Raw genomic sequence first — 25,252 nt, forward strand, 5'->3', positions numbered from 1 at the left:
GCCGGCCCCGCAGACGCCCGGACGCCCTGCTCGGCGACAAGGGCTACGACTCCAACCCCAACTGAGAAGAGCTACGCAAACGCCGGATCCTGCCCGTCATCTCCCGCAAAGGAGCCCCGAACATCAAGGACATGGGCAAACTCCGCTACGTCGTCGAGCAGACCTTCGCCCTGCTCCACCAGTTCAAACGCCTCGCCGTCCGCTGGGAACGCCGCACCGAACTCCACGACGCGTTCGTCTCCCTGGCCTGTGGCCTCATCTGCTGGAGACGCCTCAGCAAGCCCGATTCATGATCGTGTTAAGAGCTCGTAGGCAGACCCACAGCCATCTTCCCGTACTCATGGCAGCTTCCTCATCTCAGCAGCTCTTCGTACAGGTGCCATTAACCCACGTCCGGTGGTCACGGTCCTTGAGTAAGACGCCGTCCAGACCGTCGGGGGCATCGTAGCCGCTGGTGTGGGCCATGCTGTCGTGGGCGATCCACCGCGGCTTTTGATGCCTCTGGTACTGCACGACCTCCATGTCCGGATACGCGTTGCCCGTGCGGCTCACGGACACGGAATCCTTGGTGGGCGTGACGTTCAGCCAGTTGTCGACCGATCCAACCCACATGACCGGCTGCAAGCCGTGCACGTCGCCGTCGCAGGCGTCGTCCTTCGGACTCTTCCGCGGGGCGCTCACCTGGCCGGGAAACTCCTTGGCCAGCCCTTGATACCCGGAGTCAACCTCGGCTTTCACGCCGGAACGGTGGCGGAACTGCTCGGCGATGCCCTCGCTGCGGACCGCCGTCTGATCATGCATGCGGCCCGGCCGGACGACACCGGACAACAGCATGCGGCCTTGGCCGTCACTGAACGTCGTCGTCTTGATCGTGTTCTGCCTGCGCTTGCCCAAGACGAACGCCCGCCGGCCGGGCCGCCCCGCCTGCGGGCGGCGCACTTGAGTCTCCGCCCCGTCCAACCGCAGCTCGACCCCCTCGGCCTCGGCACAGGCAAACAGGTCCTCCAGCGTCTTCAGCCTCAGGCCGGGACGGTACCCCGGGCCGCGAGCAGGGGACGGACCTGGCGGATCGCCGCGGAGACAGGGGAGCGGTCCACGCTTAAGAACTCGGCCAGGACCGCGTGCGGCAGCCCATGCCTCAGGTGGATGAGGGGGACCAGCAACCGGTCGACGAAGACCAGTTTCGGCGTGGGTCCAGCCCCCACCGATCGGCGCCGGGGGCCGCCACGCTGATCACGTAGCGGACTCGCGCGCTGCCTCCCACGGAGCCGCGAGTTCTTCGAGCAGCTCGCCGCAATGTGCGCGGGAGACACCGGACAGGGCAGGATGGGAGCAGGCCGCACGGGCCCAGGTCAGCTTCACAACTCACCCAACTCGTGTGGCCCGTCTCATGTCACGGTCCGAAGTTCCGTATGACCGACATGCGGTAACAGTGTCGGCCCTGTCAGCTGTCTGTCGGCAGCAGCTTCTTGATCGCCGCGACGGCGGTCTGCGGTTCGTCGGCGTGGCAGCGGACTGTATGAACCACCGCGCGCCGCCCCAACAGGCTAACGGTGGCGACTGGTTGGGTCAGCTCGATAGTGATCGAGGTCTGCGACGCGATGGCCACGTCCAGCACACCGTCCTCGGACTTGTTCGCGTCCGGGAAGCGGAGGTCGTAACGGGCGGACGCGATCCGTTCCAGGGGTATCCGCAGATCGAGCCGTGCACCCCGCCGTATCCGCAGCTCGCCCGGCCCCACGACGTGTGGGCGTGTGACGGCGGCGGCGTGCAGCCCCAAGACCAGAAACACCGTGTAGAGGTCGAGAAGCAGCATGACCAGGTGGGCGACCGGATACGCGGCGAGCATGAAGGACACTCCGACCGTCTCGACCACGAACACGAAGACCAACCCGTACGCCGTCGGCGTCTGAGCACGCGCATACCCGACAGCGATATCCGCGTCCCCGACCCCGTGTGAGCGCCGAGCCACCCACAGCCCGAGGCTCGCCATCCACCGCCCCTCGTGTGCTGCCAGCCGTCGCGCCTGTGTGGTGAATGCCCGAATCCCCATGTGCCTCAGTGAATCAGAGGGACCCCTAAATTCCCCCAGGTCGTTAGTGCCCTCGATGTTGTAGGAACGGGTCGCCAACTTCTTGGCACCCTTGAGGTGCACTTCTGTGGCGGATGTTTACAGGATCGTCTCACCGGCCGGGTCACGGCGGATCAGGAGTTCGCCTTCAGCGTCGTAGACGTAATCCGTCGCGGTGGCGCCTTCCGTGAGCTTGTCGACCTTGCCCTCCGCATTCCAGGTCAGGGTCTGGGAGGTAGAACTGTCCGGGATCCCCGCCCGCTTGGTCGTGTTGCCGGTTACGTCGTAGGCGTACTGCGTGGTGACTCCTGCGCACGTGCCTCCGGTGGTGGTGGACGCCAGGGTGTGCGGGCGAGGCGGGGTCGTAGCAGTAGGTGCGGGTCTGCGGGGTGCCGGTGTTGGTCTTCTCCGTGGCCCGCTGGCCGGACGCGGTGTAGGTGTAGCTGTTCCAGTGGGGGGCGGCGCCGTCGAGGTTGGCGGCGGTGCGCCCGGAGGTGGCGCAGTCGGCAGTCTTCGGGGTCCAGGCTTCGGTCAGGCGGCGCTGGGTGTCGTAGGAGAAGCCCTGGTTGTCGGCCTTGGTGAAACCGCTGAGCGGGGCCGAGTCGAAGATCGACAGGACGTTTCCGGCCTGGTCGTATTTGTAGGTCAGCTCCTGCAGCATGCCGTTGTGGGTCTGGTCGTTGACCGTGGACTTCAGCAGACGGCGGGTGCCGTCCTCGTAGGTGTTGCCGATGAACGTCTTACGCGCGCCGGCGGCCGCAGAGCGGGCCAGGGTGAGTTGCTCGATGTCACCGATCGGGGAGTACGACGCGTTCTGGACGTAGTCCGTGGTGCCGGACAGCCCTGTCGGGAGGCCTAGGGCGGTGTAGCTCAGCTGGAGGGTCTCGGCGGGCAGACCACCCGCCGCGGGGGACGCGGTGGTGTTCGGCGTGCCGTCGAGCCGGTAGGTCTTCGTCTGGTCGGAGGTCGCGGTGATGGCGCCCGAGGTCACGAGCGGGTCGTCGGAAGGGAGGGTGAGACGGGTCGTCGTAGGACGGCCGAGGACGTCGTAAGCGATGACGGACTTGATGTCGCCGTCCTGCGTGCGCTCTGAGCCAGAGCGCCCCGCGCCGCCCATGGGACGTTCCCCCTCGGCACGGCGTCCCCCTGCACGAGCCGGCAGAACGCCAGCACTACCAGCCCAAGGACGGGACCTCGACTTGACCCTGATGCCCGCAGCGCGCTTGCCGGGACGGACCTGGACGGTCCGCCTCACCGGCCACCCCGATCACACCGTGTCCGTCACCTGCAGCACCGCCGCGTGCCGGATGCCCGGATGTTCCGCTCGATGGTGTCGGCGACCGTACCCGGGCGGACGGTTACACCCCGGTGGGCCAGCTCGGCCAGCGTGTCGGCGACCGCTTCCTTGAACGCCTTGGTGTTCCTCATGGCCGCCGTCCTTCTGGAAGCCCGTGGCCCTGGCTTCCGATCCGTCCTGCTTCATGCCTGCGGCCTGCCGGCCGCGTCCCCGCACTGTCCCCGACGCGGTCGCCGGGGACAATGCCTACGTGTCCCGTTCCGTCAGGAGGCACAGATCGGGTTGTCGGGTCCGTCGAACTGCACTGAGCTGAAGAAGTCACGATAGGTCGGGAAGAAGTTGCCCTTGCCGGTCGGCCCAGCGGGGGTGGCAGTCGTGCATCCGGTGTAGCCCGTGTCGGACCACAGGTGGATGGTCGAAGAGGTTCGGTTCCAATCGGATTGGGCCCGGTCGTTCATGCCGAGTGCCCCGAGGTCTGGCGTGTTCGACGTCAGCTTGATCATGTCTCCAGTGCCGTCCAGACCCGAGAACATGCAGTAGTAGCCGGCAGGGCAGCGGTCATACCCGTCGGCCGCGTGGACGGGGGAGACCGACGCCATGCTCAGGGCTGCCACTGCGCTGGCCAGCCCGGTAAGGATTCGCTTGATGTGCTTCATGCCAGGCTCAACGAACCCTCCCTCTGCAGGTCATCGCCTGGACCGCCCAGAGTGCTAGCTTCCCCCTGATCACAACCAAATGCGCTCCCTCGCGGCACGGCCGACCCGCGCAGGGCCCATCGGTCCTCTCCCTGGCTCGGCAAGCGGCCCCATCCCGTCCCGCTCGATCAGCCTCATGGACAGTGCTTCAACGCTGCCTGGATCACCGCGCGGCCTGATGCGCCTGATGCTGATGTCGGAGATTTGCGTCCGGCTGGCAGGGGTCCGTGCTTCAAGGCCGTGGGGACCAGGGTTTTCCCACCGGCCGGAGACCGTCGAGGTGCTGGTGTGGCTGAGGGGGAGACAGTTCTCCAATGCCTCATCGGCGTGCAAGCGGTATGGACGACTCCCGTGATCTCGATGACCGGGAATGGGACGCGGTCCGCGCCCTGCAGCCTCGCGGCGTACCGAGCGGCCCGACTACCACGCCCATCTTCAACGGCATCCTGTGGCAACAGAGCGGCGGCCGACGTTGGCACGACCTGCCCACCCGCTACGGCCCCTGGCACCGCTGCGCCGAACGCCTTCGCCTGTAGACCACTGGCACAACATCCAGACCGCCCTCGCCACCAACCGCCCGCTCCCCCACCGACAACCCCGATGTGCCTCCTGCACCACGTGGAGGAGGTCACGCTCACGCGGTGCAACCAACGTGACGGGCGGGACCGTAATAAGGCGTGTGAACAGGCCACGTGAGTCATCGTAGGATTTGCTTTCGAGATCATTGGCTTGGTTGTCTACGTTCCGGGTGCCTACGGGGGGCACTGGGAGGGGTGGCACTTACATGGCTAGAGGGGCACTGCCTCCGCGCTGGGCCGATTTGTTCGGCGAGCCGACGCCGATGCGGCTGGCATCGGCGGACGACGGCGCCGGGGGCCACGTTGGCGGGCCGGGCAGCGGCAACGAGGATCTAGCCCACTCGGGGGGCCCGTGGACCCGTGCTGCGGTCGCCGCGGGCGAACTGGGAATCAGCATGGACGGGGCCTTGGGCAAGATGGCGGGCGCCCATGAGGGGATCGTTTCCGGAACGGCCGGGTTCGAATCCACCACCGCACTGGCGACCGTACGGGCTTCCTGGGAGAAGCGACTCACCGCGGTCCGTGACGAGTGCCGTGCTCTGCGGCCGCAACTGCTGACCGTGGCGAAGGACATCGGCGAGGTCGATGAGCAGTACCGGGTCTCCTTCTCTCAGCTGGCCGTGCGGCAGGACCCGAAGCCGTGACCGCAACCTGGGAGCAACTGCGCGACCTGAAGACGAGTGAGTACACCGAGGCGGCCACCGCTTGGGCTGAGGCCAGTTCCCGCGCCGATGCGGCACGTGACCGGATCAGCGCGCAGATGATCAAGTCGCTGGAGTCGCAGAAGGGTGCCTCGGCGGCGTCTGCATACGAACGACTCAAGAGACTCGACCGGAATTTCGACTTCCTCCACACTGAGTGCGGCTTGATCCGCACCACTCTCGACTCGCTGGCGCATGAGCTCTCCGTGCAGCAGGGCCTCCTGAAGGGTGCCCTGGACGACGCGGCGGCCCACGGCTACGCCGTACAGGCCGACGGATCGGTGCAGTACCCGGCCGGCGGCGAGAACACCATCACGAAGGAACCCGTCCCAGGCGGCGCCGTACGCGGCAGCCGCTACCTGCTGGACGCACGGCCTCCCTCGTTCGGCCGGCAGCCGCAGGCCTTCACCAACCCGAATCCGCATGCCGCCGTCGCGCAGGAGATCGCCAACCGCATAGTCGGCGCGGTATCGGCCGCACAGGAGGTGGACGCGCGATTTGTGCGGGCTCTGAACCGTCTGAAGGCTCCGGATGGTCTGGAGGTCACAGACGCGACCTGGGCCGACGCGGCCGGGGACGCCCAGGTGGTCCGCGAGGAGGCCCGGGACTACCTGCGCGACACGATTCCTGAGAAGAAGTCGCCGACGGAGCGCGCGGCCTGGTGGAAGGGGCTGACACCCGATCAGCGGGCCGAACTGCTGGCCGTCTACCCGGATGTACTCGGAAACCTTGACGGCATCCCATCCGCGGTGCGCGATGACGCCAACCGCGACAATCTGCAGATGCTCATCGGCAAGCTGTCCGGACAGGACGACGAAAAGTCACGGACTCAGCTGGCGGGAATGCGCTCCATCGACAGCCAGCTATGGAACCAGAAGCCTGGGGAGCCCCCGATGTACCTGCTTGGTATCGGGGATCAGGGTGGCGGCCGCGCCATCGTGGCCTTCGGCAACCCCGACACGTCTCGCAACGTGTCCGCGTACGTCCCCGGTCTGGGCACAGCACTGGACGCGGAGTTCGCACGCAACGACGTCCAGCGGGCCCGTGACACGGCCCTTGGAGCACGCAGATACGATCCGAGTTCGGCCGCCATAGTCTGGCTCGGCTACGACGCACCACAGCTGCCCGCAGACCACGTGGCAGACAACCTCGACGTCATGTCCGAGGACCATGCCCGCAGAGGTGCGCCCGACTACAACCGGTTCATGGCCGGCATCAGCGCCACCAACGAGAACCCCGACCCTCATATCGTTGCGCTCGGGCACTCCTACGGGTCGCTTACCGTCGGCCAAGCGGCGCAGCTGGACGGTGGGATCCCGGGAGTCGATGACATCATCCTGGTCGGGAGTCCGGGCACCGGCGCGCACCACGCCGATCAACTCAACGTGGGCAAGGACCATGTGTTCGTCGGCGCTTCCGACCACGACCCCGTGAGCATGCTTCCGAACAAGTCCGAGTCCGGCAGCCTGCTGAGCGGTGCGGGCGCAGGTCTCGGAGCAGCGGGACTGCCCGGCGCCATCGCGGGCGGAGCCGTCGGATACCTCATCGGTGACATGGGCAGCGACGAGAGCGAAATCTACTTCGGTACGGACCCGGCCAGCAGGGACTTCGGCGCCCACCGTTTCCTGGTGACCGACGGGCCCAAGCCGTTCATCGAGGGAAGCGGCCCCTTCGATGCTCACTCGAACTACTTCAACCCGCTGAAGGACCAGGACTCCGCGTCCAACATCGCCCGGATCATCGCCGGCCAGTCCGGAGCGATCAGCACGGAGGAGCCTCGATGAGGCAGCACCGACTCACAGCCGTCCTGCTCATGCTGGCGGCCCTCGCTGCAGCGTGCAGCGGCCCGGACACGCCAGCTAAGAAGGGGAACACAGGCATGAACATGCAACAGGGTGCCGACCGGGCCGACGCAATCCTCCAGGAGACACTCGCCGCAGTACGGCCGGAGCTGCGATGGAACCACGGCCCCTCCTCGGACGCCGGGTGCACGAACCCAACGGGTGGCTCTACAGGCACCGGCGCCGCCAAACGCTCCGTCCTCATCCTGACCATCGTCTCCGAACAGCGTCGCGGCGCTCTCCTGGGAGTCATCGAACGCGAATGGACAGGCCGCGGCTACAAGGTCACCTCGGTGAACAAGAACCCCGTCTTTCCCGCGATGCGCGCCAGCACACCGGACGGCTACAGCCTGTCCGCCGAGGTGGCCGCCGAAGGCCAGTTCTTCCTCGATGCCGCCACCCCCTGCCTGGCCGATTCGCCCGTACAGGCCCCCACGGCCGAACCCAACACCCCGGTGCGCACCACCCCGTACCCCCAGCGCCCGGACGTGAAGGACGACTTCTGGAGCGCTACCACTCCCGTCCCGTCGGGCAGCCCTACCCCCTGAGGACCCACCGGCCGCACCCCGTAGCAGTCAGCTCGTCGGACGCGGACTTGAAGACCTGGCCGACTACGTCCGACCAAGCTCAGCCAGCCCTTCACCCGCTGGTCGAGCGTGGCGACGGCCGGGACCAGCGGGCCGCTCCTGACGTCGGTCCAGGGCCCCGCGGTTCGCAGTACTGGAGCTACAACATCGCCATGACCGGGGTAACCGGAGCGTGCCACCTCCTTCCCGGTCCCTCCTTACGTGGCAGCAGTTGCCGTCCGCGTCGTTCGGGCCGTCGGGACCATCGTTTCGCAGTAGCCGAGGGCAGTTGCCCGGGACCGTCCGGCCAACCACTGGCGTTGCCTGTCGCTGAACCACACCACCGTCCCGCAGCTCTTCACCGACCTGCTGGAGGCCCTCGGCGACCTTGATGGACCCGCCGAGGAGTGGGACAGGGACGTGTGGCGCCCGGACCGGCTCGGCTACAGCATCGAGGAGCGGCAGCGCGTCGCCGCGCTGGACTTCACCGGCATCACGCAGCCTTGGCTGAGGCAGACGGTCAAGCGTTACCTGCGGCTGCGGCTGCGGCTCGCGCGCACGGAACTGCGGTCGGCCGCGCGCAACCTCCACGACTTCGTCCTCTTCTCCCGGTTCATCGCGGAGACCCGCCCCGACCGGCAGAACGACCCTGCGGTGGTGGACCGGCCGCTGCTGGAGTCCTATATCGGCTGGGTTGGCCGCAGGACGGTGGAGCAGAATGGGCCGTGCTTCGGCCAGCCCGTGTCCCCGGGCAGCCGCAGCCGCCTGCTGTCGGCGGTCTCCACGATGCTGGAAACGTGGCGCCGCTACGACTGGCAGCCCGCACTGCCGGCCGACGCCCGGATCCACCGGGACGAATACCCGCGGCCGCGCGGGCTGAAGGCCAACTTCATCGACGAGCACCTGATGGAGCAGATCGAGTCCGAGGAGAACCTGGCCCTGCTCGACCCCGAGACACGCGCGCTGGTGATGATCTGCCGCGACGAGGGCCTGCGCATCAGCGAAGCACTCACGTTGAAGACCGACTGTCTGAAGAAGACCCCGTCCGGCCGCTGGGCCCTGGTCCACTACAAGAGCAAGGACAAGAGCTTCCGGGCCATCCCCGCCTCCCGCGTGGTGGTGGACGTCCGGGAACAGCACGGCCGGGTCCGGGAACGGTTCGGGGGTGCCTGCCAGTGGCTGTTCCCCAAGGTCAGCGGGAACCCGGACGGAAAGTACCCGATGCCCTACGGCACCGTCGATACCCGCTTCGACGCCTGGCTGAAGCGGATTCGCCTCATCGACTTCAACGGCGACGCCGCCGCCGTCAGCTGGCATCAGTTCCGCCACACACTGGGCACCAGAATGGCGAACGCGGGCGTGTCCGGACGCACCATCCGCGAGGTACTGGGCCACACCTCCTGGCAGATGCAGGAGCACTACTCGCGCATCGCGGACGACACGCTTCGGCGCGAGTACGAGGAGAAGTACGAGGTCCGTTTCAACCTCAAGGGCGAGGCCGTCAAGATCCGCCGCGACAGCGACCTGTCCGGCGTCGAGTGGCTGGCAGAGAAGATCGGCCGCCGTCTCCACGCGGTCGCCGGCGGCTGGTGCGGACGGCACATCTCGCGTCCCTGCCCCAAGACCGCCACCGACGGCTGCTACTTCTGTGACGACTTCCAAAGCGACCGGCAGTTCCTACCGATCCACCGCGACACCCTCGCCCGCACCCAAGAGCTGCAAGCCGACGCCGCAGCCGCCGGCCGTTCCCGCGCGGCCGACGTCAACGCACAGCTGGCCACCGCAGTCGAGCACCTCATCACGCGCATCACCGACCAGGAGAACGGCGGACTCGCCCCGGCGCCAGACGACCCTCCCGGCGGCCCAGTCGAAACGAAGGGGGAAGCAGATGCGGGCTGACAACTCGTCCCACCTGGCCGAGGCCGCACAGCAGCGCCGCCTGGACTGCATCGAGCGCGTCCAAGCCGTCCTGGGGGCCCTGGAACGCGACGGCGGAGCGGTGACCGTCGCTGGCGTCGCCGCACGGGCCGGGGTCTCCCGAACCTTCCTCTATGACGACGCCCAAGCCCCACTGCTGGCCAAGCTGCGAGAACTCGCGAACAAGCAGCCCGCCACGGGACGACCGGCCCTGCCCGACCACCAGCGCATCACCACCAAGTCACACGAGACGGTGGTGCGAGCACTGCGGGACGCCAACCGGAAACTGAACGAGGAGAACGAACGGCTCCGCAACGAACTCGCCGTGACCCTCGGACAGATCCGCGACCTTCGCCGAGGCATACCCGCTCCACGCGGTTAATGTCCGGTCTCGGGGTACGGCCCGACATCGGCGAACTGGCGGATCCGGTCCTGCTCGGCGGTCTCGTCGTAGGCGTCGAAGTGCCGTACCTGGTTCCACCAGCGGTCATGGTCGTAGCCCTCGCAGTGGTTGAAATCATGGGCCGTACTGCGTAGCCGCTGCCACTCCCGCACGATCGCGGCCCGCTGCCACGTCTCTGGCCGCTCCACCGCGAGGAGCGTGTACAGGAGCCCGGCCGAGTCGCAAACCAGGATGAGCAGAGACCGCATCGCGAAGGACGTCTCACCAGTCTCCCCGACCTCCTCGTACACCCGCCCCAACTGGACATTGAGGAACGTCTCCAAGGCGCGGACGTCCTCGGGCCTGAGGTCTTCGGCGTAGGTGAGGGTGCGCTCGGACGGCGGGGTGGTCATGTGGGTGGGTCCTCCCTTTCCTGCGGTGCCGGCTGGATCAGCCCCGGTGGCGCTGAGCAACTCTACGGAGAGGGGACTGACACTGTCAGCCACATAAAAGACCAGTTCATCCCGCCTATCGAGCGCAAGAGGTCCAGATAACGGCCTGCTCATCCGTCAGAAACTCGACCGCCACAACGGCCCTCCGAAGATCGACAACATCGACCCGCGAAGGTTGGAGCCCACGATCAGCCCAGGTCAACGGCCTCCAGCGACCGGTCCGGCCTTAGCGCACGATCTGGCATGGATGTTCCTCAACCCCCGTCTACTGGCACCGCAAGCGCGAGCAGTGGCGCATGCACGCCGAACGCGCGCCAGACAGCGCGACCGCCGACTACTTCCACGAGATCTTCGAGCCCACTGCCCGCGCGATCACCGGCCTGGAGCGAGCTCTGGAAGCCGTCGGCCTCCTGGACGAGGCTCTCGCGCTCGATCTCCGCCGGCCCCAGGACTACTTTGGCCGCGTCTGGTCCACCGCATTCCGAGCCGCGGACCTCGCCGAGCCGCCGAAGATCGAAGAGGGTGATGCCGCATGACATCCACTGCCGACTCCCCAGCGGCCGCGATCGCCGCCCGCCGCCGCCAGACCCGCGACAAACTGACCCAGCTCGAGAAAGCCATCACTCAACTTCGCCGCGAACGCGGACGGCTCAACGTTCGTACGATCGCAGAGCGAGCCGGCGTGTCAGCCACCTTCTGCTACGAGAACACGGACGCACGCGCTCTGGTCCAAGCCGCCCTCGTGGATGCCCGACGGCGGCAGGTTCAAGGAGCTCAGCAGAAACACGAGCGCATCGAAGCCTCCTGGCGCGAGCGCGCGCTCAACGCCGAGGAAACCCTCACCCGCACCCAGGAGACCGTCTTCACCCAGCGCAAGCGGATCGGCGAACTGATGGGCCAGCTCCGGGACGTCGAGCGGACAGCCCCCGCGGACTCCGCCCCGCTCCTCCGCACCGAGAACGCGTCCCTCAAGCGCCGCCTGGACCAGACGACGCAAGAGCATCGCTCACTGCAGGAGCGACTCGAAGGCGCCCGCTCCAACCTGCGGTTCGCCGAGAAGCGCATCGCCGACCTCGAAGCCCAACTTCTCGAACAGGGACAACCACGACCGATCTGACCGCCCTCGGCCTCATTCTGCTCGACCGGCAGCAGGCGCAGCCCCTGGCCAAGTTCCTTCGCTCGGACAGGGGCTGCCTCACCCGGGCAGGTCTGACCGGATCGCGAGGCCCGCGTTTGTCCCCGAAACTAACCCTCTAGAGATCACCAGCAGCATCTCTTCCGTGACGGCTACGGCCAAAGTGTGGGAGGGATCCCCCCAGTCGCGAGAGAATGGGATCCATCACATAATCGAACTAAGTCGATCGCGCTATCGAGCGTGCAGCCCGACGACGGAGTGCATCGCATTCTCGCCGAAAGAGCGACCCGATAGTCGGGTGGATAACGAACAGCGACTCGGCCGAGATCGACTAGTGAAAACCCTCGACGCCGGCTCCTCAATGTTTGCGTTGTACACAAGTTGGTCCCGAGTCAACCCGATAGGAGGCTGCGCGTATGCCGGTGCTCGTGGTGGCGGTCCAACGTGACAGCGAGGCTACCGGCGTTGCCGACCTCGCTGACATGTTCGTCGTGCGTGAGCTCGGTCCTGAGACTTGGGTGCGTCTCGCACTCGACCTACGGACCGGCAAGGCGGTTGGCGCTGCAGTAACTAGCGAGTCCCGGAGCGATGCTTGGCGGCTCGCACATGCTGCAGATGGGAGACTCCTCGTGGACAGTTCGGAGGAGGAAATCGTTTCTTCCCTCAATCACCACGGATGGACACGCATCGCGAGCTACGAGCAGCAGATCGTACTCGCGCCGCCAACCGAAACCTCCCCAAATCGCTCGGTCTCGGGTCATGAATTCGGCCGGTTGATCGAGGGCGATGAGCCTGTATCGACGCTCGTCGATCCATGCGAGGTCTCTCTGGATGACGGGCAGCTCTTCGGCGTGTTTGCATCGCATCGCCTGGGCGGGAGTTCGGCTTTGCTGGCCATGTCGGGAGCAGAAAAGGCCAGTTTGAGGATAGAGAATCGCCGACTAGAGCTCCGCAATCCTGCGGCTCTTGGCCTCGAACGCGTCGATCGAGACCCGTGGTCGATTGTTACGGCGCCCGTGCAGTGCGTCGTGCTCGGCCTCAGTTCCAGGGACGATGCACCGTCACGGGCACTGTTCCCGGAGCTGGATGCTGTCTCCCAGCTTTGGGAGGCGCGTGACCGTGACCGCGCCGACTTCTGGCTGATGATCGAGCTGACGGGATCCGAGGTGGATCCGCCGGTGTGGATGCCAGCCGGCCAGATCTTCGAGCAGAAGTCTTTCACCGGCCGCCAGACACTTGCGACAACCGCGGCCGCCGGCACTCTGGTCAGCCCTGGCCACCGCTCGACCCTGCTGCTTCCAGCGTTCTGCCTCGACCCTCATCTCGGCTCGCCTGCGAGTGATCCGATGCGTCCGACGCCGTTGCGGAGCCCGCTGCCCCGAGGCGCGACGCAAGACCGGGTGTGGCAGCAGAGGGTCGTCGCGCGCGGGGGGCAGGCATGACCTGGGGCGCGGCGATACTGCCGCGGGATCTGCGTCAGGAGATCACAGATGCGATCAAAGCGTCGGAGCCCGCATGGCTCGCCTTCGTCGAAGACAACCGCGAGGCAGCCGGGGGTCAGCCGCTGGCCGTGAAGTACGTCCCGGCGCGATACGCGACCACCTACCGGAAGCTGCCGAACAAGGGGCTGTTCATCGGAAGCAGCAACTTCACATGGGGGCGCGGCGTCTACGTCACCGGGGTGCAAGAGCCGTTGTCGACCGCCATCTACGGCCGCGTCGGCGTCGTGTCGCGGTTCGACCCCTCCGGTTGGAAGGTCTTTGACGCGCGCGATCCGGCGAACGAGCAACTGTACCTCCGATGGCTTCACACCCAGCCTACTTATCCCGAGGCCGTCGTCACGGTTCACTCCAACTACTGGCTTCATCGGTTCCGGAACCAGTTCCGTGAGCAGTTCGAGATCGATGTTGTCCTGTTCCATCCCGACGAGAAGGACGCCGGTGGCTGGTACACCTATCCGCGGCACACCTGGATGGCCGTCAGCGACTGGGAGAGCCGCCAAAAGCTGTCGCGTGAGGACTACTCGACCCGCTTTGTGGACGTCTGGCTAACGATCCTCATCGAGGAGGAGTTCACGCCGGACACGCCTGCCCTCACGCGCACCCCCCACTTCATGCTCAGCGGTGGGGCGCCCGCACCACTATCACCGGTTTTGGTGCGCAACGCCTACCGGAACAATGCGGTCGTGCGGGTGGAGTCGTGAGTCTGATCCGGATTTCCGCGGAGTTGATCCGACGCGCAGTCGTGGACGAGGGCTATGCGCAGGATCTTCGCGATGCCGTCGCAGCCGACCAGGTGGCGCTCGAAGGGTTGGTCTACGCAGAGATCGTCGAGGAGGACCTGGATTGGCTGGTGCCCAGCGAGTGGCAATGGTTCGCGCACTGGCGACAGAGCCTGCGCGGCCCGCTCGACGAGACGGTACTGCGGCACCTCTCGCTGGCAGCGGTCACGCGATTTGCTCGATTCGACCTGCGCGGACTCGTGCTGCGCGACGACCGCACCAACGAGCTCGCGCCAGAGGCAGGGTCTCACGAGACGCGCCACGACCTTGGGCTCCGCTGGCTCGCCCACGAGGCGAAAGAGTTCCCAGACAGCATAGAGGTCGCCCTCGACGCGCTGCAGTACGCGACGGAGGCGTCATGGTTCACGCTGCGTGTGCTCACGTCCATCGACGACGAACACAGCGAGGAAGTACGTGCTCAGCTCCGAGAGTTTGCAACGCAGCGTCAACTCGGCGAAGAGATCCTGCATCGCTGGGGCATGTGATTTCAGCGCAACTCGACGCGCCTGAGAAGACGACCGCCATAAAACCGGACTTGCGAGAGAGCTTAGGGCTAAGGCACGCCGAGCCGGGGCCCACATGGAATCTCGCTGGCCCGCTGGAGCTGGTCGCTGTCGGTGCCCGACGCGATGGGGAGGAGGTCGACTTCGACTGGGCCAGCCTCCGTTCTGCAGCGGTCTCGACGAGCGCACTGAGTGCTCAATGGGCGCGGCTGGACAGCAGGCACTACCCGATCGATCACCGCCACCATGTCCGAGCTCAAGACGATCCGAGATCGCTACGGCCTCGTGGTCTATTAGACGATGCCTACGCCACACAAATCCGCAGGTCAGATGCCACACGGACACTTCGTTGGTCGGTAAAGGCGACCTCTCACCAGAGGACTGCGAGACTCACCTCGCCCGTCGCCTGGTCCAAGACGACCAGCCCCTCATCGGCGCCGACATCCGGGCAGCGATCACCGCCCGCTCCCACGGCCTGCCCCTCCACCTCGACCTCGCCGTCTCCCGCTTCCTGGAGATCCGCCGCACCGGCCGCACCCCCACCCCGGCAGACTTCGACTGCACCTTCCCCGCCCTCCTGGCCCGCACCCTGTCCGACCTCACACCCGACGAACGCCACCTGCTGCGCAGCATCTCGCTGCTGGACGCCTTCGACCTCGACCTGGCCACCCGCACCGCCGGCCTCGCCCAGCAGGCGCCGGCCCGCCGCCTGATCGAGCGGCCCCTGGTCAACGAGAACCCCTACGCCCTGTGGCCCTACCACCTGCACCGCGCGATCCGCAGCGCCGTCCGCGACGACGACCACAGCGACGACCGCTGGACACCGGCCGACTGGCACCAAGCCGCCAACCGCGCCCTGACCGCCCTCGGAGACCAGTGGACCAACGCCACCGCACTCGGCCCCAGCCGCATGCTCCTGGTCGCCTGCCTGCGCCAGGGCCTGCGCCTGGCCCGCGAACACCGCCTGAGCGACCTGGGCTGGCTCACCGCCGCCGCCCACGCCTACACCGACGACTCCGTGTGGGAACCCCTCTCCCTGCCCACCGACACCACCGCCGACCCGGCGCCGGACACCCCCGCCGACGCCCTGGCCGAGCTCCTCACGACGATCGCCCACCGCCAGCACGAACACCGCCAGCGCACCGCCGACCGGCTCACCGCCGTCCTCGACAGCGGCCTGCTGCCCGCCGAGCTCACCGAGATGGGCCTGTACTACCGGGCCAAGGCATACAAGGACCTCAGCCAGAACCAGGCCGCCCGCGCAGGAATGCAGCGGGTCGCCGACGCGGGCGGCCGGTACGCTCCCCGGGCCCAGCGCGGTCTGGCCAACCTGGCACGCCTGTCCGGGGACTTCCCCACCGCGCTAGCCGCCGTCCCCACCCTGGGCTGGAAAGGCCGCCACTACCGCGTTCTCGGCGACATCCGCTGGTCCCAGGGCGACACCGGCCGGGCCGTCGCCGCCTTCGAAGCCGGCCGTGCCGAAGCCGAACAGCACAGTGCCGCTGGCGAACGCGCCATGATGCAGGTCCGCCTCGCCATCGCCGTCTCCTTCGCCGACCCTGTCCGGGCCGACGACGAACTCGCCCTCGCCCACCTGCTCCTCGACGGCCTTGACCAGCGCTCCAACACCCTCCTCGCCCAGGTCGTCGCCCTGATCAAGGACGCAGGAACGCACGGCGTTCCCGACCGCGCCCAGAGCCTGCACAGCGACATCGAGGCCGCCGGACTCCCCTTCCTCCACCGGTTCGTGGAACTTGCGGCCGCCTTCCACCACGCCGTCCGCGACGAGCACCAAGACCTGGCCGCCACCATCAGCCGGCTGCGCGAACTCACCGCCAGTGGCGACTTCGCGTACTTCGTCGACGTCGCCCACTTCATGGCCGGCTTGCCGTTGCCGGGCCCCTCGGCCACCCGCTGGACCGAGAGCGAAGAACACGTCCGTTCCTCGTGGCGCCGCCTGGTTGAGGCCCGGCAGGAACACCTGCGCACCGGAATCTGACCGCCAGGCAACGGCGAGGGCCCTGGCCAAGGTGTGCCGTCCGGGCCCTCTCGCGTTGACCAACACTGCTGGCTACCTCGGAGGAGCTGGTCCTGTCTCCTCTGACTGCTGTTTGATCAGGAGGGATCCGAGCCCAAACAGAATACTGCTGCCACAAGTAGCGATCTGCTGCGGCGTCGGCTGAGCGTCGATGCTGTGGAGTGAGTGCGCCCCACCGTCGCTGGCTTTCACGCTCGGCAACGAATTCCACAGTTCACGCACTACCTCCAGGTGGGCCTCGCTGGCATCACCCGCTGCGACCACACTGCCGGCGAGCAACTTGATTTTCAGTTCAAAGATCAGAGTTTCAGGTGTCGCGGCAGCGGTAGCTCCTCGCGAGCGAACCACCTCGCGATGTAGCTCCGGTGGCTCGAATAGAGGCAGGGCCTTGGCCAGCAGCCGTTCCCTGTCGAGAGACCCGGTGTACAGGGCATCACGTACGCAGTGGAGAAACTCACGCCTGGCGCGGAGTGTTCCCAGGCGGCTGTCGTCCAATGGCAGGGTGAGCCATCGGGCCGTTTCCAGGGCTTGTGCCCTGCTGCCCCTAGGGTCGCCCACATGAGTGGCAAGGGCGCGAAGCGCCTGTCGGGTCGGCACACATCCGTTGTCCCCGTACATCCAGACTGCCAACGGAATTCGTGCGAGCAGCGGAATCCTACGAGTCTCCCCCCGTGCTTGGAGCAGCATGAGGAAGATCCTGCGCTGGCAGGCAGAGTGCAGCGCCTTCTCCGAACCGTGGGGACCTGTTCGACGTCGCTGTGGTTTGTCCAGGAGCCCTAACGACACCCAGTCGTGCACGAGGCGTCTGGTGACCACGTACCCCACGAGTGCGGCGTCGTGCACGAGGTCGTCAATGGTTCCCGGACCGGAGATCGTCACCTGCGGAAATTACACGAGATTCGACGCTCTGACGGGGCAGTTGGCGCCCCATGAGGCGCTCCCTCTCTCCTAGGCTCGAAGGACCGAAGCCGGAGATCACCGTCGGCCGGAGCTTGGCGGCATGGCCGACGGTGACCCCTTGCGGCGTGGCGTGTCCAGAACCAGATGAGGGAACTGATGACCAACACCAATGACGACCCTAGGGCACCGATGCCCGAAGACCCGACTGCAGCGAAATCGGCTGGTCGAAGCCGGTGGCTCCGTTACCTGCGCACCATCGGGAAAAGTGTTGTGACAGGCGCGGCCTCTGCGGCAGGAGGCAGCGCCATCACGTACGTGGTGCTGTGGCGCCAGAGCCATTGAGAAAGCTGCCGGGCTTCCAGCAGCTAGAAGCCGGGCAACGAGTTCACCTACCTCACGGTCGGCCTAGCCGTGCCGGACCTCTCGGCTATCTTCTGGGGCACATAGCGAGACGCGTCTGTACCCCCTGGCGTGGCGTCATCCAGGCCCGCGAGGTCGGCGCACCGGAGACCGGCCGCCCCGGACGCGCGAGCCCCGGCCAAGAAGGTGTGCCGCTCCCGGGCCTCGCGCATTCCGCTGGCATCTGAGTCCGGCAAAAAAATTTGGTTGGCACGCCGACTGGCGTGCCAACCAAAGGAAGGAGGGGCAGTGGCCGGTGACGGCGAGTGCCCCTTCAAGTAGTCACCGACTGTACGCCCGAACACGGCGAATCCACAGCACCCCGCCGCGCGTTCTTGCCTGGGCACACGCTGTGCTCCGACGCAAGGTCAAGGTCGGTGCCTTGGGACCAGGGCTATCCCGTCAGGCGCGCGATGAAGGCAGGGGCGAGGGTCCGGACGCGGTCCTCTTCGAGGGAGCCCGCGAGCGCCCTGACAGCCATCTCAACGCCGGGGGTGGCACGCCCGCCGAAGAGCTGACGCAGCTTTTCCAACCCCTCCGCCGCGACGTCACCCACGCGCGGGTCGTTGCGCAGCACAGTGAACGTGTCGGAGACCTGTCGTGCGTTGGTGGTCATCATGATGCGCAGAACGTCACCGGCGTCCTTGTCCTTCAGACGGTCCGGACGCTTCGCGGCGTCGCTGATCCGGTCAGTGATCTTGAAGGCTTTGGCGACCAGAAGAGCCGTGGGGCCGGCAACATTGACGGTGATCGACCTGTCGTCTGCGGGATCGAGGCTTCCGATGGACAGGGGTGAGCGGTCTACGGCGGCGACTTCGAGGCCCGGGGTCCAGCGTGCCGACATCTTGCCGTGCGGAGGGACATAGGCGCTGCGGTCCCCGTTCTTGCGGGAGAGCTGCTTGGGAACGAGAAGGTCCAGTTCCACCGGAACAATCCGGTCTCCTACGGTCTCCTCACGTTCCCAGAGTCCCGGCTGGTGTTGCTTTTTGAGCCTGAAGCCGGCCTCACGCAGGGATGCGTCAAGGAGGGGCTGGTCCTCGAGGAGAGCAGGGTCGATGCTCAGATCGCCGTCGGAGGTGAAAGGCGAGTTGCGGATCGCCGCATCCGGACTGCGCAAATAGACGGCCTGCGCACCCACAACCGTCAGAGCGTCAAGGTGAGGGCTCAACGCGACCAGGCCGTCGAGGAGAACACGTCGGGCCACCACCGTCAGCTGATCGGGGTCAACGCCCTCCGGGACCTGGGACATGGTGCCTCGCGCTCTCGTTGGCTTGCATCCTGCGTTGCGATCCTAGTGCTGAACAGGCCGCGCCCAGACGTCGTTCTCGGAAGCGCGCCACTCATCTGGATAAGCCTCCATGAAGTCCAGAAGGGCCTCTCCCTCGGCTGGCATCCGGCCGGGGCCGGCCAGGCAGTCGAGTGCCGCTTGGCTGGGCGCGACGTACTGCACGCCGTCGACGAATTCGGAGCGTCTTCGGACGAAGGAATCCGGCTCGTTCAGCAGCAAGACGTCCGCGCCCTCGGCGACCGGTAGGAGTCCGAGTTCATCGGCTGCGTCGTCGACGTTCAGCCAGGACGCCACGTAGAGCATGAGCTGACCGCCCACAGCGATCTGGACGAAACGCTGCGCGGCGTAGGAACCGGTGACGGAGAGACCGTCGATCGCCGCGAGACCGCCGTCGTACGCCTTGGGAAGCTGCGCGATCTGCTGCAGCAGGGCCGGTACGCCGTTTGGAGCCAGGAATCCCCGGTATGACCCATGGGAGAGAAGGCTGGTCTCCCTGGCCCGTGCACGTAGAAGCTGAGCCCAGTCGACGTCTGTGATGATCCGTCCCTCGCGGCGGATCAGGAGTTGGTCTTCCAGCGTGTCCAGGAGCCGGGATACATACGGGAGGCTCAGCGTGGAGGTCCGGTGCAAGTCGGTGGCGCGGTGAGGTGGAGGAACATCGGCCAGGAGTCGCACCAGGCGTCCTGCCTTCACCCCCGCCAGAGTCGTCCTGCTGGCTTCCCTGGGCGCTGACCGCGGGGCCTTCTGGGCTCCTACGGTGTGGATAATGATGGCCGGCCGTGGCACACGGATGTCGACGTTGCCCGTCAGATCCAGGTACGCGATGCCGTTCTGTCTCAGCAGCTCTCGGGCCTGGGATGAGATCCACGGTGCGATGACCAGCAGGTTTGTGTAGTGATGGACCTCGCGGAGCAGCTGTGCCTTGGGCACCAGCTGATCCATGACGAACCGCGGCGCTACCGCCTGAGTCGCCTCCACCAGCATCTGCGTGAGGACGCTGTCCCCCTCAGCCTTTACCTCCAGGGAGGCGTCGAAGACCTTGGTCTTATTTGGGCGCTGCGTGACCTGCCACTCCTGCCCCAGGAGGTCGCGCAGGGCTTGAATGCCCTGCTCCAACAAGTGCGCTTCTCTGATCAGGGGAGCTTCCACCAGCTCATCATCACACGCCAACCAGGCAAACTTGCTCCAGAACGTGGACTTTACCGGCCCAGTAAAGTTCCCGATTTGGGCAAGTTTTCCCCTAGGAGCCACTTTCTCAAGTCAGGCAACCTGCCCCATCAGGCAACTCGGCCGACGACGACGCAGTGCTGGCAGGGGGCGTTTCCAGTGGGAACACCGCGCATTCCTGCTGCCCATCGTCTCGACCAGCGGAGGGCGGACAGGAAGCTGGGCAATGCGGGAGGGACGGACGGCGACAACGATCAGCGGTCGAGGAGGCCGAGCTCGCTGTCAGGCCGGCACAGCGGGCACGCAATAACCGACGGCACGGTCCGCAGTACCTCCAGGACCGACTCTCGAGTGGCCGACCGGCCTCGGCTGGTGATTCCGCAGGCGCCGGTGTGGACGCGATCGGGCCGGCGGGTGGCACCAATGCCGTACTCGATCCACCAGGCCGGAGGCTCCGGGAGCGGTCGGCGGCGGGCCCGCTCTTCTTCCGCCGCCCGGACGACACTGATCTTCTCGTCGACACGGGCGAGGGTGAGCTCCAGCCAGCGGCGTATGACCAGGAGCTGGTCCAGTGCCGACGGCAGGGGCAGAAGGGGGTCTGGCATGGCGGCTACGCCGCTTCGGGGGCTTCGGCCGGACGGGCCTCCCGCTTCAGCTGCATGCGGCTCGCCACCAAGATGTCGGCGGGAACGCTCCTCCAGTGGGGGTGGTCGACGACATCGATCGACAGCTGCCGGATCTCCGCCCACATCCGGTCGACCGTCTCCTTCTGCTCGTCGCTCCAGCCAGGGCTGTCGGGCACGTCCCCGCGGTGGGAGTACCGCTCACCACGCGCCCACCCCTTCATGGGCTCCACGCTCCAAGGCAGTCCGGCCAGGTAGGCCCGATGCTCGGCAGGGGCGCGGTGGAGGCCCTCCTGCAGCTGAAGGAGGTCGTGGGGGAAGGTGTTCTTGTCGTTCACCCTTGAATCGTAATTCTGTTCGATTTAAGAGGGGAAGTCGACGCTCCGGTTCGTGACCCGTTCGGCAGACCGCTCGGGGCGGCCGCCAGATCGGATGGTGCAGACCGGGTAGGCGCCGAGCACTGGAAGAGCGGTGACTGGAGGAGGTGGCGGCCGTGGCGCGTCCCGTCTGGGCTGGGAACCTGTCATTCGGGCTGGTCAGCCTGCCCGTGGGCCTTTACACGGCCACCGACAGCCATACGATCCACTTCCATCAGCTCCAGCGCGGCACCTCCGACCGAGTTCGCAACCGCCGGGTCAATGAGAGAACCGGCGACGAGGTCGAGCTCGACGACATCGTGAAGGGCTAGGAAACCGGCGACGAGTACGTCCTGGTCGAGCCGAAGGAGCTGGACGAGATCGCCCCGGGCCGTTCCCGCTCGCTGGAGATCACCGGGTTCGTGGAGCTGGCGGAGGTGGATCCGATCTTCTTCGACAAGACCTACTACCTCGGCCCGCGCGGATCCGAGTACGGGAAGGTCTACAGCCTGCTGGAGCAGGCCCTCGCGAAGGCCGGCAAGGCTGGCATCGCCACCTTCGTAATGCGCCAGCACGAGTACCTTGTCGCCCTCAAGGCCGAGAACGGCCTTCTGACCCTGCACGCTCTGCACTGGGCGGATGAGATCAGGGATCCGAAGAAGGAGATCGACACCCTCCCGGGCAAGGCGAAGGCTTCTGACAAGGAGCTGACGATGGCCGAGCAGCTCATCGGCGCCATGAGCATGACCTGGGACCCCGGCGAGTTCCACGACACGTTCCAGGAGAAGGTCGCCGCTCTCATCGAGGCAAAGAAGGCCGGCGAGACCGTGGAGAAGGCCGAACCCGCCGCCGAGCCGACCGGCGTCGTCGACCTCATGGAAGCCCTGCGCGCTAGTGTCGAGCGTGCGGGCAGCCCGAAGGCCACGGGCGGCAAGGCCACCGCCTCCGGAAAGGTATCCGCGTCCTCCAAGGCGACGAAGAAGCCGCTGGCGAAGAAGAGGATTCGCTCCGCCCCCCAGGGGGGCCTGAGCGGCTTGTCGAAGGCCGACCTCTACAGGAAGGCTGCCGCCGCGAACCTCCCCGGCCGGTCACAGATGTCTCGCGACGACCTCGTGAAGGCCCTGTCCTCGTCTGCGTCCCGACACTGATGGACGACAAGAGGAGGAGCTGAGCCCCCCCCGTAGAGCCGGTGCTGGCGCGCAGGTCGTCTAGCCAGAGTCGCTCGCCCAATGAGAGATGACCAACGGGCGTTGTACGTAGCGACGCACGCAGCAGGCCAAGGCCCCGGGCACTCCGCCCGACACTGGCCCGCGCAGCACACTTCTACCCCTCCACACCTATAAGTCCGGCTACTCACCAGCCGCGAAACATGCTCTGACCAGTAGAGCGCGGTCACCGCTGCCTTGCGCCGGCACGTTGAGGCCGTTGAGCACTGCACCGTGTGTACTCTGCCACCGGAGCGCGTCGCGCAGGCGTTCACAGTGCCCGGGCGCCCTCAGTTCTTCTCCAGGAACGCTGCGGCCGCCTACGGCGCGTGGAAGAACACCCACCCGAGCCGGGGCCAGCTGGCGGCTGAGTTCACCGTGGCCTTTCGGAGCGAGCACGGACACGGCCCCTCATACGCTCAGCTGGGTTCGGGCCTGGGCTGGCAGCTGGATCGCTCCGTGCGGAATTTTGCCGTGCGGCGGCTGCTGGTGAACGAGTGGCTGACCGAAACGGGGCCGGTGCCGTGGACGTTGCGCCCGGGGCAAGTCGCCCAAGCCAAGGGAATCACCCTGCCCAAGGCACGGAGGCATCCCTCGTAACTCTGGGACATGGGTCGCCTGTGCCGTAGCGGCTGCCCGGGATCGTCACCTGCCCCGCCGCCGCTGCGCGTTGCCCTCACAGGACCCGTGAACGCAACCAACGGAGTCGCGTTAGCTTGGTCCGATGGATCACGACGTCACCAGGCTGGTGGAGGAGTGGCTGGCCGGGCCCAACTCCGAGGCGAACGGACACTTCGGCTATCAGGCCGTCGAGCACTACCGTCCGGCCGTCTTGCACTGGCTCACAGTCGGCTGCGGCACCGAAGGGGTCCCAGACCCCAACCTGTACCTCCAGCCCACCCCCATGGCGCTCCAAAACTGAGCCATCGACTACGCCGCCGCGGCCCGCTCGCGTGACGCGGCGTGCGGCGCCGTCCGCTCCTTCTACCGGTGGGCTGAATCGCCCGGCCCCGCCGGCCCGGCACTGGTGCCGCCCGGCACCGCCAGGTCCCTCCAATTCCAACGCGGCGTGAGAGTTCACGGCCGGCCTGCCCGGCCGTGAACTCCTCACGCCAGACCAGTGCCGCTGGCTCGCCCAGGCCGCTGACCGCTACACCGGTACCCGCCGCGAAGGCCCCCATCGCGCCCGCGCCCTCGTCTACCTCAGCCTCAACCACTACCTATGGGGACGAGCCTCCGCCGACGACGTGTTCCGCCCTGGCCAGATCACCGCCATGCGCCTTAACGGCCGCCACCAAGAACAACACCACACCACCTGGGACGTCCCCCAGAAGAACGCCTCATCCGACGCTACCCGCCTACAACCCGTCCACCACGACGCCGTCCGCGCCATCGACTGCGCACTTTTGGGCAGCGCACCCTCAAGCCCGACGCCTTCACGCAGATCGGCATCGTCACGGCCGATGGCCGGCGGCGCAAAGGCAGCTTCTTCATCGAGGTAGACCGGGCCAACCAGTACGGCGCGAAGATCGAGACGAAGCTGCCGCAGTACGTGGCGTACTACCAGCACGACCGCCTCGCCCAGCCAGATCGGGCCTTCCCCCGCGTCGTCTTCCTGGCCCCCAGCGAGCAGCGTGCCGGGTACCTCAACCGACTCGTCCAAGGCCGGCCAGAGGTTCGTCAGCTCTTCTCCGTTGGGCTGCTGGAGGACCCGATAGCGACTCTCTTGCGGTCTTATTGATCAGAAACTCATGGGGTTCTCGTCCAGGACCAAGTCCGCATCAGGCGCGCGGGAAGGCCGGACTTGCGGTCTGTTTCGCCTCGGCCTGTGCCGGGATCAGACGTAGTCAGAAGCGTCGAGCAGAGTCCCGGAATGCGCGGGATACTGGGAGGGGACACAGGGGGCTAGGCAGGTGGACTTTGGAGACGGAGCACACCACGCAACCCACTCGATGGAGCCGAATCCGGGAACACGTCGGATGGTGGCTTGGTGCTATCGCAGCGATGGTGTCGATCGTTGGGCTCTACCTCGTATTCAAGCCTCCTCCGCCGCCCGGGACCTCAATGGCCGAGTGGCAGGACCACGCCAATTCTGTGTGCGAGCAATTCTATCCGTCCATCGAGACAAATCTGTCCGCGGCGCAGATGACGCTCAATAGGATGAAGGCTGACCGGCTCACCGGTAAAGCCGGTGACTTCGCGCGCGCCGATGCTCTTGCTGGAAACATCGAGGGCGTGGCAAACAGCTACCGAAACCTCATGGGGCATCTGCGAGATATTAAGCGACCGGAGAAGGAAGGCAAGCAGATAGAGGACGTTCTGGATGCTGGGAGCGACGTAGCGGCAAATATGGCCAGTGCGGCCAGGTCGATCAAAGCACGCGACACGCAAGGCACGGACCTGGCTCTGGCTAGCGGTACCACAAGCCTCGGCATATTCAAGGATAAGGTTGGAGGGCTGGGGATCAATCAGTGCCAGGGTTACAAACCTCCGCCAGCCCCGCCTGGCCTGGGCGAGCACAGCGGGATCATTCGGGGCGTTGGTGCTTAGAGCTCGTAACACGATCATGAATCGGGCTTGCTGAGGCGTCTCCAGCAGATGAGGCCACAGGCCAGGGAGACGAACGCGTCGTGGAGTTCGGTGCGGCGTTCCCAGCGGACGGCGAGGCGTTTGAACTGGTGGAGCAGGGCGAAGGTCTGCTCGACGACGTAGCGGAGTTTGCCCATGTCCTTGATGTTCGGGGCTCCTTTGCGGGAGATGACGGGCAGGATCCGGCGTTTGCGCAGCTCTTCTCGGTTGGGGTTGGAGTCGTAGCCCTTGTCGCCGAGCAGGGCGTCCGGGCGTCTGCGGGGCCGGC

At 66.6% G+C, this 25,252-nt stretch carries 28 protein-coding genes and 1 pseudogene; 17 read left to right on the top strand and 12 right to left on the bottom strand.

The annotated features are described in order from the left end of the window. Positions 1-131 precede the first annotated feature (131 nt). A complete protein-coding gene (locus tag IE207_RS32365; protein WP_190187902.1) occupies positions 132-293 on the top strand; it encodes a hypothetical protein in 162 nt (53 codons plus the stop codon). A gap of 64 nt (positions 294-357) precedes the next feature. Here the strand turns inward: IE207_RS32365 and IE207_RS33670 are convergent, their stop codons facing one another. From IE207_RS33670 to IE207_RS32390, 6 genes are all read right to left on the bottom strand, one after another. Continuing rightward, positions 358-960 carry a transposase family protein gene (locus IE207_RS33670; protein WP_268250222.1) on the bottom strand — a complete coding sequence of 201 codons (603 nt, stop codon included), beginning with the start codon at positions 958-960 and terminating at the stop codon, positions 358-360. Between the two features lie 59 nt (positions 961-1,019). Beyond that, positions 1,020-1,205, bottom strand: coding sequence for a transposase family protein (locus IE207_RS33675; RefSeq protein ID WP_229874276.1), 186 nt, complete (start codon positions 1,203-1,205; stop codon positions 1,020-1,022). A gap of 239 nt (positions 1,206-1,444) precedes the next feature. Beyond that, on the bottom strand, positions 1,445-1,993 hold the full coding sequence (locus IE207_RS32375; RefSeq protein ID WP_229874278.1) for a hypothetical protein: 549 nt from the start codon (positions 1,991-1,993) through the stop codon (positions 1,445-1,447). Between the two features lie 226 nt (positions 1,994-2,219). After that, positions 2,220-3,188, bottom strand: coding sequence for a hypothetical protein (locus tag IE207_RS32380; RefSeq protein ID WP_190187904.1), 969 nt, complete (start codon positions 3,186-3,188; stop codon positions 2,220-2,222). Positions 3,189-3,352: 164 nt separating this feature from the next. Beyond that, a complete protein-coding gene (locus IE207_RS32385) occupies positions 3,353-3,499 on the bottom strand; it encodes a hypothetical protein (protein WP_190187925.1) in 147 nt (48 codons plus the stop codon). Between the two features lie 132 nt (positions 3,500-3,631). Beyond that, on the bottom strand, positions 3,632-4,024 hold the full coding sequence (locus IE207_RS32390) for a peptidase inhibitor family I36 protein (RefSeq protein WP_190187905.1): 393 nt from the start codon (positions 4,022-4,024) through the stop codon (positions 3,632-3,634). Between the two features lie 377 nt (positions 4,025-4,401). Here IE207_RS32390 and IE207_RS34290 point away from each other — a divergent pair, with 377 nt between their 5' ends. From IE207_RS34290 to IE207_RS32420, 6 genes are all read left to right on the top strand, one after another. Beyond that, positions 4,402-4,599 carry a transposase gene (locus IE207_RS34290; RefSeq protein ID WP_373304812.1) on the top strand — a complete coding sequence of 66 codons (198 nt, stop codon included), beginning with the start codon at positions 4,402-4,404 and terminating at the stop codon, positions 4,597-4,599. Between the two features lie 437 nt (positions 4,600-5,036). Then, complete coding sequence (locus tag IE207_RS32400; protein ID WP_190187907.1) at positions 5,037-5,285, top strand: hypothetical protein; 249 nt, start codon at positions 5,037-5,039, stop codon at positions 5,283-5,285. Then, positions 5,282-7,126 (top strand): alpha/beta hydrolase, encoded by a 1,845-nt coding sequence (locus IE207_RS32405; protein ID WP_190187908.1) that lies wholly within the window; start codon positions 5,282-5,284, stop codon positions 7,124-7,126. Before IE207_RS32400 ends, IE207_RS32405 begins: the two co-directional genes overlap by 4 nt. 95 nt (positions 7,127-7,221) lie before the next feature. Continuing rightward, positions 7,222-7,731: a hypothetical protein gene (locus IE207_RS32410; RefSeq protein ID WP_190187909.1), complete on the top strand. Its 510-nt coding sequence runs from the start codon at positions 7,222-7,224 to the stop codon at positions 7,729-7,731. Positions 7,732-8,169: 438 nt separating this feature from the next. Then, complete coding sequence (locus tag IE207_RS33680) at positions 8,170-9,648, top strand: tyrosine-type recombinase/integrase (protein ID WP_229874280.1); 1,479 nt, start codon at positions 8,170-8,172, stop codon at positions 9,646-9,648. Next, on the top strand, positions 9,638-10,048 hold the full coding sequence (locus IE207_RS32420) for a DUF6262 family protein (RefSeq protein ID WP_190187910.1): 411 nt from the start codon (positions 9,638-9,640) through the stop codon (positions 10,046-10,048). The genes IE207_RS33680 and IE207_RS32420 overlap by 11 nt, the downstream gene beginning before the upstream one ends. On the opposite strand, the gene IE207_RS32425 is transcribed toward IE207_RS32420, so the two are convergent. Beyond that, on the bottom strand, positions 10,045-10,461 hold the full coding sequence (locus tag IE207_RS32425) for a hypothetical protein (RefSeq protein WP_190187911.1): 417 nt from the start codon (positions 10,459-10,461) through the stop codon (positions 10,045-10,047). The two genes, IE207_RS32420 and IE207_RS32425, sit on opposite strands and share 4 nt — an antisense overlap. Before the next feature lie 335 nt (positions 10,462-10,796). Here IE207_RS32425 and IE207_RS32430 point away from each other — a divergent pair, with 335 nt between their 5' ends. The 6 genes from IE207_RS32430 to IE207_RS32455 all read left to right on the top strand — a co-directional run bounded on the left by IE207_RS32430 (position 10,797) and on the right by IE207_RS32455 (position 16,418). Beyond that, entirely contained in the window at positions 10,797-11,036 is a 240-nt protein-coding gene (locus IE207_RS32430; protein WP_229874282.1) for a hypothetical protein, read from the top strand. Then, positions 11,033-11,617, top strand: coding sequence for a DUF6262 family protein (locus IE207_RS32435; protein WP_190187912.1), 585 nt, complete (start codon positions 11,033-11,035; stop codon positions 11,615-11,617). The genes IE207_RS32430 and IE207_RS32435 overlap by 4 nt, the downstream gene beginning before the upstream one ends. 647 nt (positions 11,618-12,264) lie before the next feature. Continuing rightward, positions 12,265-13,077, top strand: a complete 813-nt coding sequence (locus IE207_RS32440; protein WP_190187913.1) for a hypothetical protein — start codon at positions 12,265-12,267, stop codon at positions 13,075-13,077. Then, positions 13,074-13,838 carry a hypothetical protein gene (locus IE207_RS32445; RefSeq protein WP_190187914.1) on the top strand — a complete coding sequence of 255 codons (765 nt, stop codon included), beginning with the start codon at positions 13,074-13,076 and terminating at the stop codon, positions 13,836-13,838. The genes IE207_RS32440 and IE207_RS32445 overlap by 4 nt, the downstream gene beginning before the upstream one ends. Further along, on the top strand, positions 13,835-14,401 hold the full coding sequence (locus tag IE207_RS32450) for a hypothetical protein (protein ID WP_190187915.1): 567 nt from the start codon (positions 13,835-13,837) through the stop codon (positions 14,399-14,401). The genes IE207_RS32445 and IE207_RS32450 overlap by 4 nt, the downstream gene beginning before the upstream one ends. A 367-nt stretch (positions 14,402-14,768) precedes the next feature. Next, complete coding sequence (locus IE207_RS32455) at positions 14,769-16,418, top strand: YfgM family protein (protein ID WP_190187916.1); 1,650 nt, start codon at positions 14,769-14,771, stop codon at positions 16,416-16,418. A 1,732-nt stretch (positions 16,419-18,150) separates the two neighbouring features. On the opposite strand, the gene IE207_RS32460 is transcribed toward IE207_RS32455, so the two are convergent. From IE207_RS32460 to IE207_RS32475, 4 genes are all read right to left on the bottom strand, one after another. Next, on the bottom strand, positions 18,151-19,005 hold the full coding sequence (locus tag IE207_RS32460; protein WP_190187917.1) for a hypothetical protein: 855 nt from the start codon (positions 19,003-19,005) through the stop codon (positions 18,151-18,153). Between the two features lie 42 nt (positions 19,006-19,047). Beyond that, positions 19,048-20,193 carry a helix-turn-helix domain-containing protein gene (locus tag IE207_RS32465; RefSeq protein WP_229874284.1) on the bottom strand — a complete coding sequence of 382 codons (1,146 nt, stop codon included), beginning with the start codon at positions 20,191-20,193 and terminating at the stop codon, positions 19,048-19,050. A gap of 272 nt (positions 20,194-20,465) precedes the next feature. Beyond that, positions 20,466-20,816: a DUF6233 domain-containing protein gene (locus IE207_RS32470; RefSeq protein ID WP_190187918.1), complete on the bottom strand. Its 351-nt coding sequence runs from the start codon at positions 20,814-20,816 to the stop codon at positions 20,466-20,468. Between the two features lie 5 nt (positions 20,817-20,821). Continuing rightward, positions 20,822-21,172, bottom strand: a complete 351-nt coding sequence (locus tag IE207_RS32475) for a DUF8825 domain-containing protein (protein ID WP_190187919.1) — start codon at positions 21,170-21,172, stop codon at positions 20,822-20,824. 155 nt (positions 21,173-21,327) lie between these two features. On the opposite strand from IE207_RS32475, the pseudogene ku reads away from it, so the two are divergent. The 4 genes and pseudogenes from ku (at position 21,328) to IE207_RS32495 (ending at position 24,945) form a co-directional block, all read left to right on the top strand. Continuing rightward, positions 21,328-22,338 (top strand): annotated as a pseudogene (ku, locus tag IE207_RS32480) (non-homologous end joining protein Ku). Between the two features lie 781 nt (positions 22,339-23,119). After that, entirely contained in the window at positions 23,120-23,317 is a 198-nt protein-coding gene (locus IE207_RS32485; RefSeq protein WP_190187920.1) for a hypothetical protein, read from the top strand. A gap of 528 nt (positions 23,318-23,845) precedes the next feature. After that, positions 23,846-24,136: a replication-relaxation family protein gene (locus IE207_RS34295; RefSeq protein ID WP_465269834.1), complete on the top strand. Its 291-nt coding sequence runs from the start codon at positions 23,846-23,848 to the stop codon at positions 24,134-24,136. Positions 24,137-24,399: 263 nt separating this feature from the next. After that, complete coding sequence (locus IE207_RS32495) at positions 24,400-24,945, top strand: hypothetical protein (RefSeq protein ID WP_190187921.1); 546 nt, start codon at positions 24,400-24,402, stop codon at positions 24,943-24,945. 14 nt (positions 24,946-24,959) lie between these two features. Here the strand turns inward: IE207_RS32495 and IE207_RS32500 are convergent. Then, the coding region (locus IE207_RS32500; RefSeq protein WP_190187922.1) for a transposase at positions 24,960-25,252 on the bottom strand (293 nt) is incomplete at its 5' end.

The sequence above is a fragment of the Streptomyces cirratus genome (assembly GCF_014650775.1).
GTDB lineage: Bacteria > Actinomycetota > Actinomycetes > Streptomycetales > Streptomycetaceae > Streptomyces > Streptomyces cirratus.

Bases quoted from the DNA above. Each gene is read 5' to 3' on its own strand.
- IE207_RS32365 (WP_190187902.1), top strand. From the start codon at position 132: ATGGGCAAACTCCGCTACGTCGTCGAGCAGACCTTCGCCCTGCTCCAC.
- IE207_RS32375 (WP_229874278.1), bottom strand. From the start codon at position 1,993: ATGGCGAGCCTCGGGCTGTGGGTGGCTCGGCGCTCACACGGGGTCGGG.
- IE207_RS32380 (WP_190187904.1), bottom strand. From the start codon at position 3,188: ATGGGCGGCGCGGGGCGCTCTGGCTCAGAGCGCACGCAGGACGGCGAC.
- IE207_RS32385 (WP_190187925.1), bottom strand. From the start codon at position 3,499: ATGAGGAACACCAAGGCGTTCAAGGAAGCGGTCGCCGACACGCTGGCC.
- IE207_RS32390 (WP_190187905.1), bottom strand. From the start codon at position 4,024: ATGAAGCACATCAAGCGAATCCTTACCGGGCTGGCCAGCGCAGTGGCA.
- IE207_RS34290 (WP_373304812.1), top strand. From the start codon at position 4,402: ATGGACGACTCCCGTGATCTCGATGACCGGGAATGGGACGCGGTCCGC.
- IE207_RS32400 (WP_190187907.1), top strand. From the start codon at position 5,037: ATGGACGGGGCCTTGGGCAAGATGGCGGGCGCCCATGAGGGGATCGTT.
- IE207_RS32410 (WP_190187909.1), top strand. From the start codon at position 7,222: ATGAACATGCAACAGGGTGCCGACCGGGCCGACGCAATCCTCCAGGAG.
- IE207_RS32420 (WP_190187910.1), top strand. From the start codon at position 9,638: ATGCGGGCTGACAACTCGTCCCACCTGGCCGAGGCCGCACAGCAGCGC.
- IE207_RS32425 (WP_190187911.1), bottom strand. From the start codon at position 10,461: ATGACCACCCCGCCGTCCGAGCGCACCCTCACCTACGCCGAAGACCTC.
- IE207_RS32430 (WP_229874282.1), top strand. From the start codon at position 10,797: ATGCACGCCGAACGCGCGCCAGACAGCGCGACCGCCGACTACTTCCAC.
- IE207_RS32435 (WP_190187912.1), top strand. From the start codon at position 11,033: ATGACATCCACTGCCGACTCCCCAGCGGCCGCGATCGCCGCCCGCCGC.
- IE207_RS32445 (WP_190187914.1), top strand. From the start codon at position 13,074: ATGACCTGGGGCGCGGCGATACTGCCGCGGGATCTGCGTCAGGAGATC.
- IE207_RS32460 (WP_190187917.1), bottom strand. From the start codon at position 19,005: ATGTCCCAGGTCCCGGAGGGCGTTGACCCCGATCAGCTGACGGTGGTG.
- IE207_RS32470 (WP_190187918.1), bottom strand. From the start codon at position 20,816: ATGCCAGACCCCCTTCTGCCCCTGCCGTCGGCACTGGACCAGCTCCTG.
- IE207_RS32485 (WP_190187920.1), top strand. From the start codon at position 23,120: ATGGATCACGACGTCACCAGGCTGGTGGAGGAGTGGCTGGCCGGGCCC.
- IE207_RS32495 (WP_190187921.1), top strand. From the start codon at position 24,400: ATGGTGTCGATCGTTGGGCTCTACCTCGTATTCAAGCCTCCTCCGCCG.